17 protein-coding genes are annotated in these 15672 nt (G+C 60.2%); 5 read left to right on the top strand and 12 right to left on the bottom strand.

The window, feature by feature from the left end; translation table 11 throughout:
* Positions 1 to 106 precede the first annotated feature (106 nt).
* Both GOX63_RS14970 and GOX63_RS14965 read right to left on the bottom strand, forming a co-directional pair.
* Entirely contained in the window at positions 107 to 913 is an 807-nt protein-coding gene (locus GOX63_RS14970) for a mechanosensitive ion channel family protein (protein WP_170327262.1), read from the bottom strand.
* Between the two features lie 176 nt (positions 914 to 1089).
* Positions 1090 to 1539 carry a YtoQ family protein gene (locus tag GOX63_RS14965; RefSeq protein ID WP_170327263.1) on the bottom strand — a complete coding sequence of 150 codons (450 nt, stop codon included), beginning with the start codon at positions 1537 to 1539 and terminating at the stop codon, positions 1090 to 1092.
* A 230-nt stretch (positions 1540 to 1769) separates the two neighbouring features.
* Between GOX63_RS14965 and GOX63_RS14960 the strand changes: the two genes are divergently transcribed.
* On the top strand, positions 1770 to 2288 hold the full coding sequence (locus GOX63_RS14960; protein WP_170327264.1) for a hypothetical protein: 519 nt from the start codon (positions 1770 to 1772) through the stop codon (positions 2286 to 2288).
* A 74-nt stretch (positions 2289 to 2362) separates the two neighbouring features.
* On the opposite strand, the gene pheT is transcribed toward GOX63_RS14960, so the two are convergent.
* The 8 genes from pheT to GOX63_RS14920 all read right to left on the bottom strand — a co-directional run bounded on the left by pheT (position 2363) and on the right by GOX63_RS14920 (position 10952).
* Positions 2363 to 4759, bottom strand: coding sequence for a phenylalanine--tRNA ligase subunit beta (pheT, locus tag GOX63_RS14955; protein ID WP_170546264.1), 2397 nt, complete (start codon positions 4757 to 4759; stop codon positions 2363 to 2365).
* Positions 4760 to 4837: 78 nt separating this feature from the next.
* Positions 4838 to 5632, bottom strand: a complete 795-nt coding sequence (locus GOX63_RS14950) for an alpha/beta hydrolase family esterase (protein WP_170546262.1) — start codon at positions 5630 to 5632, stop codon at positions 4838 to 4840.
* A gap of 70 nt (positions 5633 to 5702) precedes the next feature.
* The gene (locus GOX63_RS14945; RefSeq protein WP_170327267.1) at positions 5703 to 6248 is read right to left on the bottom strand and encodes a hypothetical protein; all 546 of its coding nucleotides are present in this window, start codon (positions 6246 to 6248) and stop codon (positions 5703 to 5705) included.
* A gap of 29 nt (positions 6249 to 6277) precedes the next feature.
* Positions 6278 to 7351, bottom strand: coding sequence for a phenylalanine--tRNA ligase subunit alpha (pheS, locus tag GOX63_RS14940; RefSeq protein WP_170546259.1), 1074 nt, complete (start codon positions 7349 to 7351; stop codon positions 6278 to 6280).
* A gap of 70 nt (positions 7352 to 7421) precedes the next feature.
* A complete protein-coding gene (locus tag GOX63_RS14935) occupies positions 7422 to 8792 on the bottom strand; it encodes a glutamate--cysteine ligase (protein WP_170327269.1) in 1371 nt (456 codons plus the stop codon).
* A gap of 65 nt (positions 8793 to 8857) precedes the next feature.
* The gene (locus tag GOX63_RS14930; protein ID WP_170327270.1) at positions 8858 to 9385 is read right to left on the bottom strand and encodes a hypothetical protein; all 528 of its coding nucleotides are present in this window, start codon (positions 9383 to 9385) and stop codon (positions 8858 to 8860) included.
* Positions 9382 to 10230, bottom strand: coding sequence for a GNAT family N-acetyltransferase (locus tag GOX63_RS14925; protein ID WP_170327271.1), 849 nt, complete (start codon positions 10228 to 10230; stop codon positions 9382 to 9384). The genes GOX63_RS14930 and GOX63_RS14925 overlap by 4 nt, the downstream gene beginning before the upstream one ends.
* Complete coding sequence (locus GOX63_RS14920; RefSeq protein ID WP_170327272.1) at positions 10227 to 10952, bottom strand: 16S rRNA (uracil(1498)-N(3))-methyltransferase; 726 nt, start codon at positions 10950 to 10952, stop codon at positions 10227 to 10229. Before GOX63_RS14920 ends, GOX63_RS14925 begins: the two co-directional genes overlap by 4 nt.
* Before the next feature lie 12 nt (positions 10953 to 10964).
* Here GOX63_RS14920 and ubiA point away from each other — a divergent pair, with 12 nt between their 5' ends.
* From ubiA to GOX63_RS14900, 4 genes are all read left to right on the top strand, one after another.
* The gene (gene ubiA, locus GOX63_RS14915) at positions 10965 to 11927 is read left to right on the top strand and encodes a 4-hydroxybenzoate octaprenyltransferase (RefSeq protein WP_170327273.1); all 963 of its coding nucleotides are present in this window, start codon (positions 10965 to 10967) and stop codon (positions 11925 to 11927) included.
* Between the two features lie 64 nt (positions 11928 to 11991).
* Entirely contained in the window at positions 11992 to 13908 is a 1917-nt protein-coding gene (locus GOX63_RS14910) for an OmpA family protein (RefSeq protein ID WP_170327274.1), read from the top strand.
* A 1-nt stretch (position 13909) separates the two neighbouring features.
* Positions 13910 to 14230, top strand: a complete 321-nt coding sequence (locus tag GOX63_RS14905; protein ID WP_170327275.1) for a hypothetical protein — start codon at positions 13910 to 13912, stop codon at positions 14228 to 14230.
* 171 nt (positions 14231 to 14401) lie between these two features.
* Complete coding sequence (locus GOX63_RS14900) at positions 14402 to 14932, top strand: hypothetical protein (RefSeq protein WP_170327276.1); 531 nt, start codon at positions 14402 to 14404, stop codon at positions 14930 to 14932.
* Between the two features lie 48 nt (positions 14933 to 14980).
* On the opposite strand, the gene GOX63_RS14895 is transcribed toward GOX63_RS14900, so the two are convergent.
* Together GOX63_RS14895 and moaD are read right to left on the bottom strand one after the other, a co-directional pair.
* Positions 14981 to 15424 carry a molybdenum cofactor biosynthesis protein MoaE gene (locus GOX63_RS14895; RefSeq protein ID WP_170327277.1) on the bottom strand — a complete coding sequence of 148 codons (444 nt, stop codon included), beginning with the start codon at positions 15422 to 15424 and terminating at the stop codon, positions 14981 to 14983.
* Between the two features lies 1 nt (position 15425).
* Positions 15426 to 15671, bottom strand: coding sequence for a molybdopterin converting factor subunit 1 (gene moaD, locus GOX63_RS14890; RefSeq protein WP_170327278.1), 246 nt, complete (start codon positions 15669 to 15671; stop codon positions 15426 to 15428).
* Position 15672: the final 1 nt, after the last annotated feature.

Below are 15672 nucleotides of genomic sequence, written 5' to 3'. Positions count from 1 at the left end.
GCGTGAATCGGAACCGTACCGCAAACGAAACGGCGCCGCGCGATCAGCGCGGCGCCGGGCCCAACCGGAGGAGGGCATTTCAATGCCCGATCGACGGGCGGGAGGCTTACGCCTCTTTGTGGATTTCCACTGAATGCGGATACGGGATCGACACGCCCTTGGCGTCGAACGCCTCTTTCACCGCCTTGGTGATTTCAAACTTCACATCCCAATAATCCGCAGCAGCACACCACAGGCGCGCCGTCAGATCGACCGAGCTGTCGCCCAGATTAGTCACGCGTACCCAAGGCTCTGGGTCGCTGTGAATCCGTTCATCCGCCTTGGCGACGTCCAGAATGATCTGCATCGCCTCATCGGCGCTGTCGCCATAATCGATGCCAAACACCAGATCGACACGCCGCGTGTCATGGGCTGAGTAGTTGGTGATGATCGAACCCCAGCTTTGACCATTGGGCACGATGATCTGCACATTGTCCGGCGTCACCAGTTCGGTGGTAAACAGATTAAGGTCTTTCACCGTCCCCGCCGTGCCGCCGATATCTACATACTGGCCCAGCTTATAGGGGCGGAACACCACCAGCATAACCCCGGCTGCCAGATCGCTGAGCGTGCCCTGCAGGGCCAGACCGATGGCCAGTGACGCGGCACCCAGAATGGCGACGATACTGGTGGCCTCGATACCAAAGATCCCCAGAACGGCGACCAGGACCATCGCAAGAATGGCCCATTTGACCAGGCTGGCCATGAAATTGCCCAGCGTCAGATCAATATGCGGGGTCGCGTTGATCCGACGGCGCACCATCCCGCCAATAGCCCCGGCCACGATCCATCCCAGGATCAGAACAACCAGCGCTTTAACCGCATTAATGATAAGCGGCGCAAACGCGTTCACCTGTGTTACGACCTCATCCACGCGACTTTCCTTTCCACAACTAAGAAACCCGCGTCTTTCGCGCGGGATTTGCCAAAGTTTTAGCGAAAACTGCGTCTTGGTCTAGGTGTCAGTTTCCCCGGTTTTCCCCGTTGAGCGGCAAGGCCAAAACCATCGCTCGCTCACACGGGCTGACTATCGTCCGGGTTGCTCCGTTCCTAACCGGGCAGTTGTCCAGTCAGAACATAGCGCAGCACCTCAACCACCTGACTTGGCTGTTCGGCTACTGCAAGCGCGGCGGCGTCGACCTCTTTCAGCGCGTGCTGGTGGTCCGGGCCATGCAACACGATCAGAGATTTGCCCAGCGCCGCTGCATAGCCCGCATCGAAAGCGGCGTTCCATTGCTTGTATTTCTCACCAAACCGGACAACGACTACATCCGCGTCGGCGATGCCCTTGCGGGTGCGGATCGCGTTGACCATTGCGCCCTTGTGGTCGTGCCAGTACTTGTTCGGCTCGGACCCCAGAATGGCCACGCCGCAATCATCGCTGGCCGCGTGATCGGTCACCGGACTGTTGAAGGTGATATCCAACCCCTGCGCGCCGTCGATGATCTGTTCGCGCCAGTCGGTGTGAATTTCGCCAGAGAGGTAAACGTTCAGGCCCATGGGTGTCTCCTTTAACCTTTTGCGGCGACCCTAGTGCTATTGCTGCGCCAACCCAAGAGAGGGATCGCGCAAACGAGACGGATTTACCCGCTGCAACCGCAAGAGTTGAAACGGTCGTTGACCACTCTCGCAATTTTCGACAGAGTTCTGGTAAAGCAATGATTTGAAACAGTTTCCGAGGACCACGGTTCGGCCAGAGAAGAAACAGCTGGGACAGAAGAGGCAAAGGTATGAGCAAGTTTGTGGACGGGTTCATTCGCGCAGGGTTGACGAAGAAAACTCAGGTACAAAGTAAGCGTATCCGTCAGCAAAACCGCGATATGGAAGATATGGCCCATATGTTGGGCACGGCAGTTGCGCAAAAGATCAAGGCCGAGCAGGAAGCCGCGACGAATGAGGAGCTTCGGGAGGAAATCGGTCGTCTTCGTCAGCGCGTGATGGATCTGGAGTTCAGCATTGATATCAGGGAATGCCATCGATTGGCAGACGAAGCGCGTACTCAGTATTTAATGTCGTTGCTGGATCAAATCTGCCAAGATAACGGAACCAACAACCCAGCACGTTTACCAGCTTACAAAGATCCCGATACTCTTCGCATTCCATCAGGTGATCGCAAAGGAGAAGCAATGACCTCTGCTGACCACGCGTATCTAGACGCGTTTGTCAAAAATTTTGTCGAACACTTCGCTAAAAAGTGGCCCTATATAGAGAACTGGAAGGACTTCCTGCACGGGAAAATCTCGTACTGACCAGTCCCCGGAAACAAAAAAAGGGGTCCAATTTCGGAACCCCTTTTCTTTTATTGTTCATGTAACCAGTCAGCTTACCCGCGCAACACGCCGCCGGTCGCCTTGGTGACCTTGGCGATGATCTTCTCGGCCACCGCTTCGATGTCTTTTTCCTTCAGCGTCTTGTCCGTCGGCTGCAGGCGCACGGTGATGGCCAGAGATTTCTTGCCCTCACCCAGACTGCCGCCGATGAATTCGTCAAAGACGCGCACATCTTCGATCAGCGCTTTGTCGGCTCCTGCTGCGGCATTCACCAGCGTAAGCGCCTCGACGCCTTCATCCACGACAAAGGCAAAGTCACGCTCGACCGCTTGTAGATCACGCAGTTCCAACGCAGCGCGGGTTGCACCGGATTTACGGGGCAGAGGCACCTCGTCCGGCCAGATGGTAAAGGCCATCGCCGGGCCTTTGATATCCATCGCCTGCTGGATACGCGGGTGCAGTTCGCCGAACACGCCAAGCACCTTTTTCGGCCCCAGACAAATCTTGCCGTGACGGCCCGGATGCCACCAGGCATCCCCGTCGCGCAGAATCTGCACCTTGGCGGGCGCGCCGATAGCGGCCAGCACGGCCTCAGCATCGGCCTTGGCGTCGAATACATCAACCGAGCGCGAGGCCCCATGAACGTCCTTGGGACCGTTGCGACCAACCAGCAGGCCGGTGATCTGGGTTTTCTGATCGCCGGGCTCTCCGTCGTGGAAGACCGGGCCGACCTCGAACAGGGCCACATCTGCGTAGCCGCGCGCCTGATTGCGGGCAGCCGCCTGCAGCAAACCGGGCAGCAGATCGGGGCGCATGTGGCTCATCTCGGATGAGATCGGGTTTTCCAGCTGTGTCGCCGCATCCCCACCACCAAACAGAGCCGCCGAGGCCTGATCGATGAAGGTATAGGATACGCATTCGTTATACCCCAGCGCCGCGCAGGTGCGCCGCGCCATCGACTGACGGCGCTGTGCCGGGGTCATCACCGGTTTCGGGATACCCTCGGAAATACGCGGCAACGGTTTACCTTGCAACTTGGTCAGGGACGCGATCCGCGCGACCTCTTCCACCAGATCGGCCTCACCCATGACATCCGGGCGCCAGCTGGGCACGTGGGCCATCTCACCTTCCAGACGGAAGCCCAGACGGGTCAGGGTCTGGCGCTGTTCGCTTTCGGGAATATCCATGCCGACCAGAGACTGCACGCGCTCGGCGTCCAGCTTATAGGCGCGCGCGTGGTTTGGGGCTTTGCCCGCCTCGACCACTTTCGACACCTCGCCACCGCAGATATCCAGGATCATCTGGGTCGCCTGCTCCAACCCTTCCAGGGTGTATTCCGGATCAACACCACGTTCGAACCGGTACCGCGCGTCCGAGTTGATCTTGAGCGCACGACCGGTCAGCGCGATCTGCACATGATCCCAGAACGCGCTTTCAAGGAACACGTTCACCGTGTCCTGGGTGCAGCCGGTTTCCTCTCCGCCCATAATACCGGCGATGGATTCCGGCCCCTTGTCATCCGAAATCACCATCATGCCGGGCTGCAGGGTGTATTCTTTCTCATCCAGCGCCACCAGCTTCTCGCCACCCTTGGCGCGATGAACACGCAGGTTGCCTTGCACCTTGTCCGCGTCAAACACGTGCAGCGGGCGGTTCTGGTCAAAAGTCATGTAGTTGGTGATATCGACCAAAGCCGAGATCGGGCGCAGACCGATTGCCTTCAACTGATCCTGCAGCCACTGCGGGCTGGGGCCGTTCTTGACGCCCTTGATCAGACGGCCGGTGAAATGCAGCGCACCGTCCAGAGTATCCTCGTCGATCGTCACCTTGATCGGGCTTTCGAAATCGCCCGGCACCGGCACATAGTCACGCTCTTTCAACGTACCGACACCCCGCGCCGCCAGATCGCGCGCGATACCGGCCACGCCCAGCGCATCCGGGCGGTTCGGCGTGATCGCGATCTCGATCATCGGATCGACCTTGGACGGCTCATTCTCGGCCAGCCAGTCGATGAACTTGTCACCAACCTCGCCCGAGGGCAGCTCGATGATGCCGTCATGCTCGTCCGACAGCTCCAGCTCGCGCTCGGACGCCATCATGCCAAAGCTTTCGACACCGCGGATCTTGCCGACGCTGATGGTCAGGTCCAGGCCGGGGATATACATGCCGGGTTTGCAGACCACGACGGTGATGCCCTCGCGCGCGTTGGGGGCACCGCAGATGATCTGCAGCTCGCCCTCATCGGTGTCCACCTTGCAGACGCGCAGCTTGTCGGCGTCGGGGTGTTTCTCGGCGTGTTTCACGTAGCCCAGCGTAAAATCCGCCAGCCGATCCGCCGGGTTCACGATCTCTTCGACCTCAAGCCCGAGATCGGTCAGCGCTTCGGCGATCTCATCAACCGAAGCGTCAGTGTCGAGGTGGTCTTTCAGCCAGGACAGAGTGAATTTCATTGCACGGGGCCTTTTTTGGCAGATATCCAGTCGGCACAGGCAATGGCAAAGATTGCGCCGGGGTGCAAGCGCTGCGCGTCACGGATAGGTCGGGGTGCGGCCCAAAAGCTCGTCCAATTGCCAGCCGATCCAGCCATGAGGGATGAAATGCCCGCCGGGATGGGTATCCAGTACCACCTGCCCCTGCGCGCAATCGGTCCACTCCACACGGTTGAGCGTCAGGAACGGTTTCACGCTCCAATCCCCGCGCGGGGTGGCACCGTTGCAGCTGTATTTCTCACGCCACAGCGCCACCGGATAAGTCTTATCCCCACCGGGACCAAAGGAGAAATCCATCACCGTATCGTCCAGCCCATGCACATGGCGCACCTCGCGCGGGGCTTCGGGGCATGCTTCCGTCTGGCGGATGCTGCCCGCAACGGCCAGCAGCGCCGCAGTGTCATTGCCCGACTGGCAGACATAGCGCCACGCCATCGCGCCACCAAAGGAATAGCCCGAGACATAGATGCGCTCCGGATCAATCGGGTACCGTTTGGCGACATCCTCCAGCACCCGGTCGGCAAAGGGCACGTCGCCAGTGTCCGCCGACCAGAAATCCCAGCTTTTGCCCAGCCCATTCGGGGCCACCAGCAACACTCCGCGCAGCTTGGTCGCCCCGGCGATACGTTCATGGTTCACCACCACTGTCCCCTGCCGAGACCAGCCGTGGAAATGCAGCAACACGGGCAGAGGGCTTTGCCCGTCCCAGCCATCGGGTTCCAGCACATGATACGAGCGATCGCCGATCTGACAGGCGGTATCACCGTGGCAGGTTTCCACGGCAGCGGCTTGGGAGGCGGTCAGCAACAGAAGGCAAAGCAGTCGATAAATCATGCGCCTGCAGCTTAACGTTCCAACCCCCATCGTCACTTAACAATTATGTGCATTTCCTAAATGCGAACAGTTACTCATTTTCCAAACGCTTTTCTCCGCCAATCGCTAGAAACCCTTTCAAAATGAGAACGAAACCAGCAACACAAAGTGGCATTAAGATAATCAGCAAAACAGAGTGAATCTCGACATACCCAAACCTGTAAACTTGAGGTTCTAGCCAAGCTGAGGAGATAGCCTTTCCGCCCTCGGTTACTCTCTTTACTTTCGGCCCGTACGAGCCCATCAATAATACCTCAACCTTTTCACCTGAGGCCAATTTCTTAATCTCAAAATAGGGATTCTGTTCGCTAAGATGTTGAGTAACCAAAACATCTGGCTCTACTTCCAGGAAATCTATCTCACCCCGGACATACACACGAATATCTTCTGAGTGTTTTCTACCCGCGTTCTCCATATGTAGAACTTTAAGATAGAAACCCTGCTCATCTTCATCGCGACTCGGGACGTAATTTGAGTAAATCTCGTCCCAAATTATTTTGGACCCTAAATACTTAGAACTTGAGACTTCTGGAGCGACAAAGAGCATTATTAATCCAGCGAGGACCGTTGCGACCACGCCGTATACTGCTCCTTTGAATTGACTGCTCAACGCGACAAACCACCATGCAGGTTCGGCATATCCAGCGCGGCAAACCCGTAGTGGCGCAGCCAGCGCAGATCGGAATCGAAGAACGCCCGAAGGTCAGGAATGCCGTATTTCAACATCGCCAGACGGTCGATACCGATACCAAACGCAAAGCCCTGATAGACCTCGGGGTCGATGCCACCGGCGGCGATGACCTTGGGGTGGACCATGCCCGAGCCCAAAATTTCCATCCAGTCGTCGCCCTCGCCGATCTTCAGCTGACCGTTATCCCAGGAACAGCGGATATCGACCTCGGCCGACGGCTCGGTGAAGGGGAAGTGCGAGGCGCGGAAGCGCAGCTCGACATCGTCGACCTCAAAGAACGCTTTCACGAACTCTTCCAGAACCCATTTCAGGTTCGCCATCGAGATATCCTTGTCGATGGCCAGACCTTCGACCTGATGGAACATCGGCGTGTGGGTCTGGTCATAGTCGGCGCGGTACACGCCGCCCGGACAGATCACGCGGATCGGCGCACCCTGTTTCTCCATCGAGCGGATCTGCACCGGAGACGTATGCGTCCGCAGCACGTGCGGCGGGCGGTTATCGCCCTCGGCGCGGTGCATGTAGAACGTGTCCATCTCGGCCCGCGCGGGGTGGTGGCCGGGGATGTTCAGGGCGTCGAAATTGTACCAGTCGTCTTCGATCCGCGGCCCTTCGGCCACCGAGAAGCCCAGTTCGGCAAAGATCGCGGTCAGTTCCTCGGTCGCCTGGCTGATCGGGTGGATCGAGCCCTGACGGCGCGCGCGGGTCGGCAGGGTGACGTCCAGCCATTCGGTGCGCAGGCGCTCATCCAGCGCGGAATCGGCCAGCGCGGATTTCTTGGCAGACAGCGCCGAGTTGATCTCATCCTTCAGGGCGTTCAGCGCAGGGCCTGCGACCTGGCGTTCCTCGGGGGTCATTTTGCCCAGCTCGCGCATCTTCAGCGCGACCTCGCCTTTTTTGCCCACGGCGGCGACGCGGATCGCCTCAAGCGCGTTTTCATCGCCAGCCTCGGCGATTTGGCCCAGATATTTTGCCTTAAGATCGTCCATGACGCCCTCTGAATTTGGTCGCCAACCTGCTATCGGGCCAGCCCCGCGAATGCAAGCGGGACTGAACGGATCAGTAGCTGTATTCCGGGAACACCCGTGTCAGATCGCCATTCCAGTCGCCATTGTAGTGTTCCAGCAACTCATCAGCCGGAACCTTTCCGGTCTCAAGGCTGTCTTTCAGCGCGTTCAGGAAATGCGTTTCATCGGGCACCAGACCACCGGCACCGGGGAAGGCGCGGGATTTCAGACCGGCCTCGGAGATCGCCACAACCTCGCGCGCCAGATCGTGCATGTTGATGTTGCCGACCTGCGCCTGCAGCCCGTCTTTGGCGGCCTCGATGCGCAGGGCTTCGCGGGTTTCCGCATCCCAGCCTTTGACCAGATCCCAGGCCGCATCCAGCGCGCCTTGATCGTAGGTCAGACCAACCCAGAAGGCAGGCAAGGCGCACAGGCGCCGCCACGGACCGCCATCGGCGCCGCGCATCTCCATGAATTTCTTGATCCGCGCTTCGGGGAAGGCGGTGGTCAGGTGGTCGGCCCAATCAGACAGGGTCGGTGTCTCACCCGGCAGCGCAGGCAGTTTGCCTTGCAGGAAGTCGCGGAAGGACATGCCCAGCGCGTCGATATACTGGCCGTCGCGATAGACGAAATACATCGGCACATCGAGCGCGTATTGCACGTAGCGTTCGAACCCAAAGCCGTCTTCGAACACGAACGGCAGCATGCCCGTACGTGCATCGTCGAGATGCCGCCAGATATAGCTGCGCCAGCTTTTCTGGCCGTTCACTTTACCTTCGAAGAACGGAGAATTGGCGAACAGCGCCGTCGCGACCGGCTGTAGGGCCAGTGCCACGCGCAGTTTCTGCACCATGTCGGCCTCGGACCCGAAGTCGATATTGACCTGAACCGTGCAGGTCCGCCGCATCATGGCGCGGCCCATGGTGCCGACCTTCTCCATATAGTCGTTCATCAGCCGATAGCGGCCCTTGGGCATCAGCGGCATCTCGTCATGGGTCCAGATCGGGGCCGCGCCCAGACCGATGAAGCCCACGCCAATCTCATCGGCGATATCCTTCACCTCGCGCAGGTGCGTGTTCACCTCATCGCAGGTCTCGTGGATCGTCTCCAGCGGAGCACCCGACAGCTCCAGTGCGCCGCCCGGTTCAAGGCTGACATTGGCACCGTCCTTTTCCAGACCGATCAGCTTGTCGCCTTCGCGCACTTCGGCCCAGCCATGGCGGTCGCGCAGACCCTCAAGCACCGCAACAATCGAGCGGGTGCCTTCAAAGGGCAGCGGTTTCAGGGTGTCTTTGCAATAGCCGAACTTCTCATGCTCGGTTCCGATACGCCAATCCTGCTTGGGCTTACAGCCCGATTCCAGATATTCGGCCAGTTGTTCATGGCGTTCGATCGGCCCGCCGCCGGATTGGGGGATGGACATGAATCGCGCTCCGATCCTGATGTGTCTGTTTAGTTGGTCAGTCGTGGGGGCAAACCGCGCCAGTGTCAATGCAGCCTAAGATGTGCAGGACGGGACGGCGTGCGTTCCCAGATCACCACCGGATGAGCCGCGCCACCGTTCAATTCCGCCAGCATCTGTTCGGTTTTCAGCCCTGGCAAGGCCGAGAAGACATCGAACAAAGCCTCGGCCCCTTCGGCATTCACAGGAATGTGAAGCAACGGTTGGCCCGGTTGCTCCAACACCCAATGCGCAGGCGACGCGGTCGGGTCCAGTGCTAGACGCTCGATCTCCCGCGTGGCGACCATGCCGCCATCCAGCGGGCCGAGATAGGTGATCTGGCCTTCGTCGATGGTCACCACTCCGGGGCCGCCGACCCCGGTGCGGAACCTAGCGCGCTGAATGCCGATTACAGCGAGCGCCACCGATACGGCCACAAGCACCCAGCCCAACCATCCCAACAACCCGCCTGGGCCGCTGATCCAGCTAAGGCCGACCAGCAGCACAAGCACAGCCACCAACACCTCGCGCCAGCGCCACAGAGTCAATTTGGCTTCGGGTCGGATGAAACTCATGCCGGTTCCTCGGGGTTAGTGAACAGGATCAACGAGAAATGTCCTGCGGGTTTGAATCCAATACCCATATAGGCACGCGCCGCAGAATCGGAAGCCGCGAACAGAACCGCGCGGGACGCCCCGCCGTTGCGCGCCTCGATCAGATGCAAAGCGACCGCCAGCCGGGCATAGCTGCGACCGCGCAGGTTGGGCGGGGTATAGACCCCTCCGATCTGCACGACTTCAGGCAGGCGGGCGTTGAACCCGGTCATGGCAACTGGCTGATCATCGACCAGCAGAACCCGGTGCGAGTCGCGCTGCTTATAAGCTTCGATGTCCTTTTTCGCCTGCACCTGCGCGCGTTCGGGGGCGAAATCCATTGCCTCGACCAGATAGCTTTCGCGCCAGGCTTCGGAAACAGAACGGTCAACATCGCCCAACGACACCAAGGTCGCGCCAGTAGTATCCGGCAGGACAAGGTCGCCCAATTGCAGGGTAAAGCCAGGCTCATCGCTGTTCAGGGTGGCGGGCCGATCTTCCCAGCCAGCCAGCTGCATGATCCGGCGCGCCTGTGTCGCCTCGGACGCCACTCCGAACAGCTTGCGCCCGCGGATCAGGGCAATTGCCGCGGCAAGCTCAGCATCCGCGCAATCGGGGCATTGCGCCAGCACCATGCCTTCGTTGGTGATGGCGAAAACAGAGCGCGGACCATCGCCCATCACCCAGATGTTCAGGGATCGCGGATCATCACCGCGCAGGCCAAAATCCCGCAAATTGGCCAAAGGAAACATCGAGGTCTGGATGTACTGCGACAGGAACGCGTCGATCTTCGGCACGTCCGCATCCGTCGCGAGTCTCCAATTCAAGACCAATCCCCCAGCGCCTGCTGCCACATGGTCAGCGAGGCCACCGCAGCCGTATCTGCCCGCAGGATACGCGGGCCAAGGCTGACAACATGCGCATAGGGCAGCGCCGTCAGCCGTGCGCGCTCTCGGTCCGAGAAACCGCCCTCGGGGCCGATCAGAATCGCCCAGGGCAGGCCCTTTTCATTCGCCGCCAGCCGCAGGGCCGAGCCGACCTCGGCCTCGTTGCAGAACATCAGCTGTCGTCCCTCGGGCCACGCGTCCAGAACACGGTCCAGCCGTTGCAGATCGGCGACCTCGGGCACGAAAGTACCGCCGCATTGCTCTGCGGCCTCAACAGCGTGGGCCTGCAGACGGTCCTGCCGGATCCGTTCAGAGTTGGTGAACTCGGTCTGCACCGGCATGATCCGCGCCGCTCCCATTTCCGCCGCTTTTTCAACAATGAAATCGGTGCGCGCCTTTTTGATCGGGGCAAACAGGAACCAAAGATCGGGCGGCAGCTGCAGCGGTTTGGTCTGTTCCACACAGCTCAGAACACCGCCGCGCTTGCCGGCCTCAGCCACTTCGGCCAGCCATTCTCCGTCCTTGCCGTTGAACAGGGCAACTTGCCCGCCCACGGCCAGACGCATGACGCCGAACAGGTAATGGGCCTGCTCGCGCGTCAAATCTACCGATTGCCCCTGACCCAGAGGGTGCTCTACATACAGTCTGATCTTTGCACTCATGAGACGTTACATATGCAAGGCAACGCCCCAACACCAGACGGTCAGGTCGCAGATGCGGTCAGTGGCAACTGGGTCGACACACACGCGCCCGCTTTTGCCCGCCCCTACCTGCGGCTTTCCCGCGCGGACCGGCCCATCGGCACGTGGCTGCTGCTGATTCCCTGCTGGTGGGGTCTGGCGCTGGCGATCCTCAGCGATGGCAACCCAAGGTGGGAGGATCTATGGATCGCCGTTGGCTGCGCCATCGGTGCCTTCCTGATGCGCGGTGCGGGCTGCACGTGGAATGACATTACCGACCGCAAGTTCGACGGACAGGTCGAACGCACACGGTCGCGCCCGATCCCGTCCGGTCAGGTCAGCGTGCGTCAGGCGGTGATCTGGATGGGCCTGCAATGCCTGCTGGCGCTGGGGATTTTGCTGAGCTTCAATCAGGCCGCCATCGCCATGGGCGTGCTGTCGCTGTTGCCGGTGACGATCTACCCCTATGCCAAACGGTTCACATGGTGGCCGCAGGTGTTTCTGGGGCTGGCCTTCAACTGGGGCATCCTGCTGGCCTGGGCGGCGCATACCGGCACGGTTGGCGTTCCCGCGATCACGCTCTATCTGGCCGGGATCGCATGGACGCTGTTCTATGACACTATCTATGCCCATCAGGACGCCGAGGATGACGAACTGATCGGCATCAAATCCACCGCCCGGCTATTTGGCACCGATACCGCGCGCTGGCTGAAATACTTCCTTGTGGCCACGGTCTTCCTGATGGGGCTCGCCATCATCGACGGGGCGCTGGCGCAGACTTCGATGCTGGCTCTGGCCGTTGCCCTGGGCGGGCCGTGGGCGATGGGCTGGCATATGGCGTGGCAATTGCGCGGGCTGGATATCGAGGACAACGCGAAACTGCTGCAGCTGTTTCGCGCCAACCGGGACACTGGCCTTATTCCGCTGATCTTCCTTTGCGTTGCGCTGCTGCTCTGATTGCACCTGACCGCGCGGCTCTGTAAGAGTTCGCACAATCGCTTGAGGAGTCGATAACCCGCACATGCGTTTGCCCTATTTTTTAGCCGTTGCCCTTATCTTCCTCGTATCGGCGGGCCTGTGCCTGTTGGCCGCCAGCTTTGCGGTGACCAAGGTCGAAGAAACGTCCGAGTTCGCCGTACGCCGGGCGCTGGACCTGAAAGGGCATGACTGGGCAGAAGTGCATTCCGACGGTTTGCGCGTCGTGCTGACAGGCACAGCCACGGATGAGGCCACGCGGTTTAACGCGCTGACCGCGGCGGGCACCGAGGTCGATACTTCGCGCGTGATCGACGAAATGGAGGTCGCCCCCACAACCGAACTGGCCGCACCCCGGTTTTCTGCCGAGATCCTGCGCAACGACAGCGGCATTTCGGTGATCGGCCTGATCCCGGCCAGCGAAAACCGCGAGGCGCTGATGGAGCGGCTGAGCGATCTGGACGGCGGCGCCCCTGTTTCCGATCTGATGGAAACCGCGGATTATCCCAAGCCAAAAGGGTGGGACGCCGCGATTGCCTATGCTGTTGATGCTCTGAAACGCTTGCCGCGTGCCAAAATCTCGGCCAGCCCCGGGTTGGTCAAGATCACTGCGATTGCAGACAGTCAGCAGGAAAAAGAAAAGCTGGAACAGGACCTGACCCGTACAGCCCCCCCAAGCCTGCGGATCGGCCTGTCCATCTCGGCCCCGCGCCCGGTGATCACACCCTTTACCCTTCGCTTTCTGATCGATGCAGATGGCGGCCAGTTCGATGCTTGCTCGGCGCAGGACGAAAAGGCCCGCGACGCGATCGTTGCCGCCGCGCAAGAAGCTGGCATGACAGATCCTTATAGCTGCACCATCGGTCTGGGCGTACCCTCACCCCGCTGGTCCGAGGCCGCCGTGCTGAGCATCAATGCTCTGTCCGAGCTAGGCGGCGGTTCGGTGACGATGTCGGATGCGGACATTACGCTGGCCGCGGCGCAAGGCACAGATGGCGGGGCGTTTGACCGCGTGGTGGGCGAGCTTGAGAACGCCCTGCCCCCGGTCTTTGCCCTGCACGCCGTCCTGCCACCCCCCGAAACCGAGGGCTCAGAAGGCCCCCCCGAATTCTCCGCCACGCGCAGCCCCGAGGGTTTGGTGCAGATACGCGGGCGTCTGGGCGACGACACCCAACGCGACATGGTCGACAGCTACGCCCGCGCAGCCTTTGGGTCCGAGCAGGTCCACACCGCAACCCGCATCGCGCCCGAAGGCCTGCCGATGGGGTGGCCAGTACGCGTTCTGACCGGGCTTGAGGCGCTGGCCCAACTGCATAACGGTGCGCTGACCGTCACACCCGACGATCTGGTCCTGAACGGCATCAGCCACGACCCCGAGACAAAGGCGCAAATCGCCGGTCTGCTGTCCGAAAAACTGGGCGACGCGCAGGAATTCACCCTGTCCATCACCTATCAGGAACCGCCCGAACCCGCCGACAAGCTGCCCGACCCCGAGGTATGCGAGGAGCGCATCGCCGAGGTTCAGGCCGGCACCAAGATCGCGTTCGAGCCCGGCTCGGCCACCGTCGCCGCCGACTCGCGCGATACGGTGAACCAGATTGCCGACATCCTGCGCGAATGCGGCCCGATCCGGCTGGAGATTCAGGGCCATACCGACAGTCAGGGCCGCGAAGAAATGAACCAACAGCTTAGCCAGGCGCGGGCACAGTCGATCCTGAACGAGCTGCGCGGGCGCCGCGTACCTACGGCCAGCTTTACCGCCGTGGGCTATGGGGAATCGCAACCGATCGCCGACAACGACACCGAAGAAGGCCGCGAGGAAAACCGCCGGATCGAGTTCCGCCTGATCCGACCCGAGCCGGTGGCAAACACCGAAACCGGGCTGGACGCGATCGAGGCGGAAACCATCGAGGCCGAGCAGACGGACACACCCGCCTCAGATGCGGATGCAGGGGACCAGTAAGTTGAACAGAATCGAATTCATCATCGCCACCGCCATCATCCTGTTCGCGGCCTTCTGCATGGGCTGGTTCGCCAACTGGCTGGCGCACCGCCTGTCCCGCGTCCGCCAAAGCGACGTCGCAGATCTGGACCGCATGAGCCAGGAGCTTCACGAGGCCGAGGAAACCCGCGATCAGGCGATCACCTACCTGCAACAGCGCGAGGCCGAGCTGACCAATCAGCTGACCCAGGCCGAGGCCGAACTGGCCGCTGCCATGGACGGCCTGCGCGCCGCGCGGCAAGAGGCCGAAGAACTGCGCGGTCGCATCAACAACGCGGACTAATACAGCCTCGTCGATTCACGGGATCGCGCTCTTCTTTCAATTCACACAATCGGCATGTTTCAGCCGGTTGAATTCTGCCTGCTTCAATATCGCAACAAATTCAATATTATGAATTGGTGTATTTTTGCCTACACGCCTCACTGTCCACTATCCAGAAAATTGGAGTGTACTATGAATTTCCAAACATCTTTGAAGACCGCCGCAATCCTTTGCACTTTTTCAGCGACGGCAGCTTTTGCCGCCGGTGACGTGATCCCCTCGGAAAACGACACGTTTTCCAATTGGGGTGAAGAATCCGGTTGGACCATCTTTGTGGATGATACCCGCGGATCGTGCCTGATCGAGCGCATGGACGAAAACGAAAATGTCGTCCAGATGGGCCTGACCAAAGACCACGAGATGGGCTACCTCGGTGTCTTCACGAAAAACGACATCGGCCTGAAAGGCAAGAAAGAGAAAATCTTCCTGTCACTCGACGGCAATGTCTACGAGGCCGAAGCGCACAAGAAAACCAAGCACCTCGCCGAAGGGTATACCGGAGGTTACATTCTGGCGAACAACGCGCAGTTTGTAGACGATGTCATGCACAAACACGAAATGACGGTGTTTCCAGAAAAAGAGTTTGCGTTCACCGTAAGCTTGGATGGCACGCTGAAAGCCATCGAAGCCGCGCGAGCATGTAACGCTGAGCAATCTAGCTAAGGTGCTCTGACGAAAGCCGGCATCTGCCTAACGGGTGCCGGTTCAAAGTCACCAGCGGTCCAGTGCGCTTTCGTCTTCATCCTTGGCCGCAACCCATTCCTCACCGGTTTTGGTGATTTCCTTCTTCCAGAACGGCGCGCGAGATTTCAGGTAGTCCATCAGGTACTCTGCCGCCTCGAACGCGTCCTTGCGGTGCGGAGCGGCCGTGGCCACCATCATGATCCGGTCCCCTGGGGCCAGCCGCCCATGGCGGTGGATCACCAGTACATCCCCCAGAGACCAACGTGATTGCGCCTCTTCGGCGATCTTGGTCAGCGCGCGTTCGGTCATGCCGGGGTAATGCTCAATCTCCATCACATCCAGATCGCCGGATGCCAGATCGCGCACGACACCGGTAAAGGTCACGATCGCGCCGTTGGCCGCATTGCCCGCCGCGAATGCGTTGGCCTCGGCCCCCAGATCAAACGCTTCTTCCTGAACTGCGATGCGCATCTTAGCCACCGGTCATCGGCGGGAAGAATGCCACCTCGCGCACACCGGACAACGAGGCGTCAAAGTCCGACAGTTCCTGATCCAGCGCGACCCGCAGCGCGGAAAGATCGGCAAAGGCTGCCGCATACCGGTCCTCACGCGCGCTGAGTTCGGCCACCAGATCGGATACCGTCGCGGCCTGTGTTTCGACCTTCTCTTTTGGCAGGCCGATACGTTCGCGCACCCAGGCGAAATACAGCACGTCCATC

It is taken from the genome of Ruegeria arenilitoris (assembly GCF_013031355.1).
Classification (GTDB): domain Bacteria; phylum Pseudomonadota; class Alphaproteobacteria; order Rhodobacterales; family Rhodobacteraceae; genus Ruegeria; species Ruegeria arenilitoris_C.
Note: the sequence above shows the minus strand (reverse complement) of the source record. Positions and strands in the feature narration are given on the sequence as shown.

Excerpts from the sequence above, each read along its gene's own strand:
- GOX63_RS14960 (WP_170327264.1), top strand. The coding sequence starts at position 1,770 with ATGAGCAAGTTTGTGGACGGGTTCATTCGCGCAGGGTTGACGAAGAAA.
- pheT (WP_170546264.1), bottom strand. The coding sequence starts at position 4,759 with ATGAAATTCACTCTGTCCTGGCTGAAAGACCACCTCGACACTGACGCT.
- GOX63_RS14950 (WP_170546262.1), bottom strand. The coding sequence starts at position 5,632 with ATGATTTATCGACTGCTTTGCCTTCTGTTGCTGACCGCCTCCCAAGCC.
- GOX63_RS14910 (WP_170327274.1), top strand. The coding sequence starts at position 11,992 with ATGCGTTTGCCCTATTTTTTAGCCGTTGCCCTTATCTTCCTCGTATCG.
- GOX63_RS14900 (WP_170327276.1), top strand. The coding sequence starts at position 14,402 with ATGAATTTCCAAACATCTTTGAAGACCGCCGCAATCCTTTGCACTTTT.
- GOX63_RS14930 (WP_170327270.1), bottom strand. The coding sequence starts at position 9,385 with ATGAGTTTCATCCGACCCGAAGCCAAATTGACTCTGTGGCGCTGGCGC.
- ubiA (WP_170327273.1), top strand. The coding sequence starts at position 10,965 with ATGCAAGGCAACGCCCCAACACCAGACGGTCAGGTCGCAGATGCGGTC.
- moaD (WP_170327278.1), bottom strand. The coding sequence starts at position 15,671 with ATGGACGTGCTGTATTTCGCCTGGGTGCGCGAACGTATCGGCCTGCCA.
- pheS (WP_170546259.1), bottom strand. The coding sequence starts at position 7,351 with ATGGACGATCTTAAGGCAAAATATCTGGGCCAAATCGCCGAGGCTGGC.
- GOX63_RS14895 (WP_170327277.1), bottom strand. The coding sequence starts at position 15,424 with ATGCGCATCGCAGTTCAGGAAGAAGCGTTTGATCTGGGGGCCGAGGCC.
- GOX63_RS14920 (WP_170327272.1), bottom strand. The coding sequence starts at position 10,952 with ATGAGTGCAAAGATCAGACTGTATGTAGAGCACCCTCTGGGTCAGGGG.
- GOX63_RS14965 (WP_170327263.1), bottom strand. The coding sequence starts at position 1,539 with ATGGGCCTGAACGTTTACCTCTCTGGCGAAATTCACACCGACTGGCGC.
- GOX63_RS14935 (WP_170327269.1), bottom strand. The coding sequence starts at position 8,792 with ATGTCCATCCCCCAATCCGGCGGCGGGCCGATCGAACGCCATGAACAA.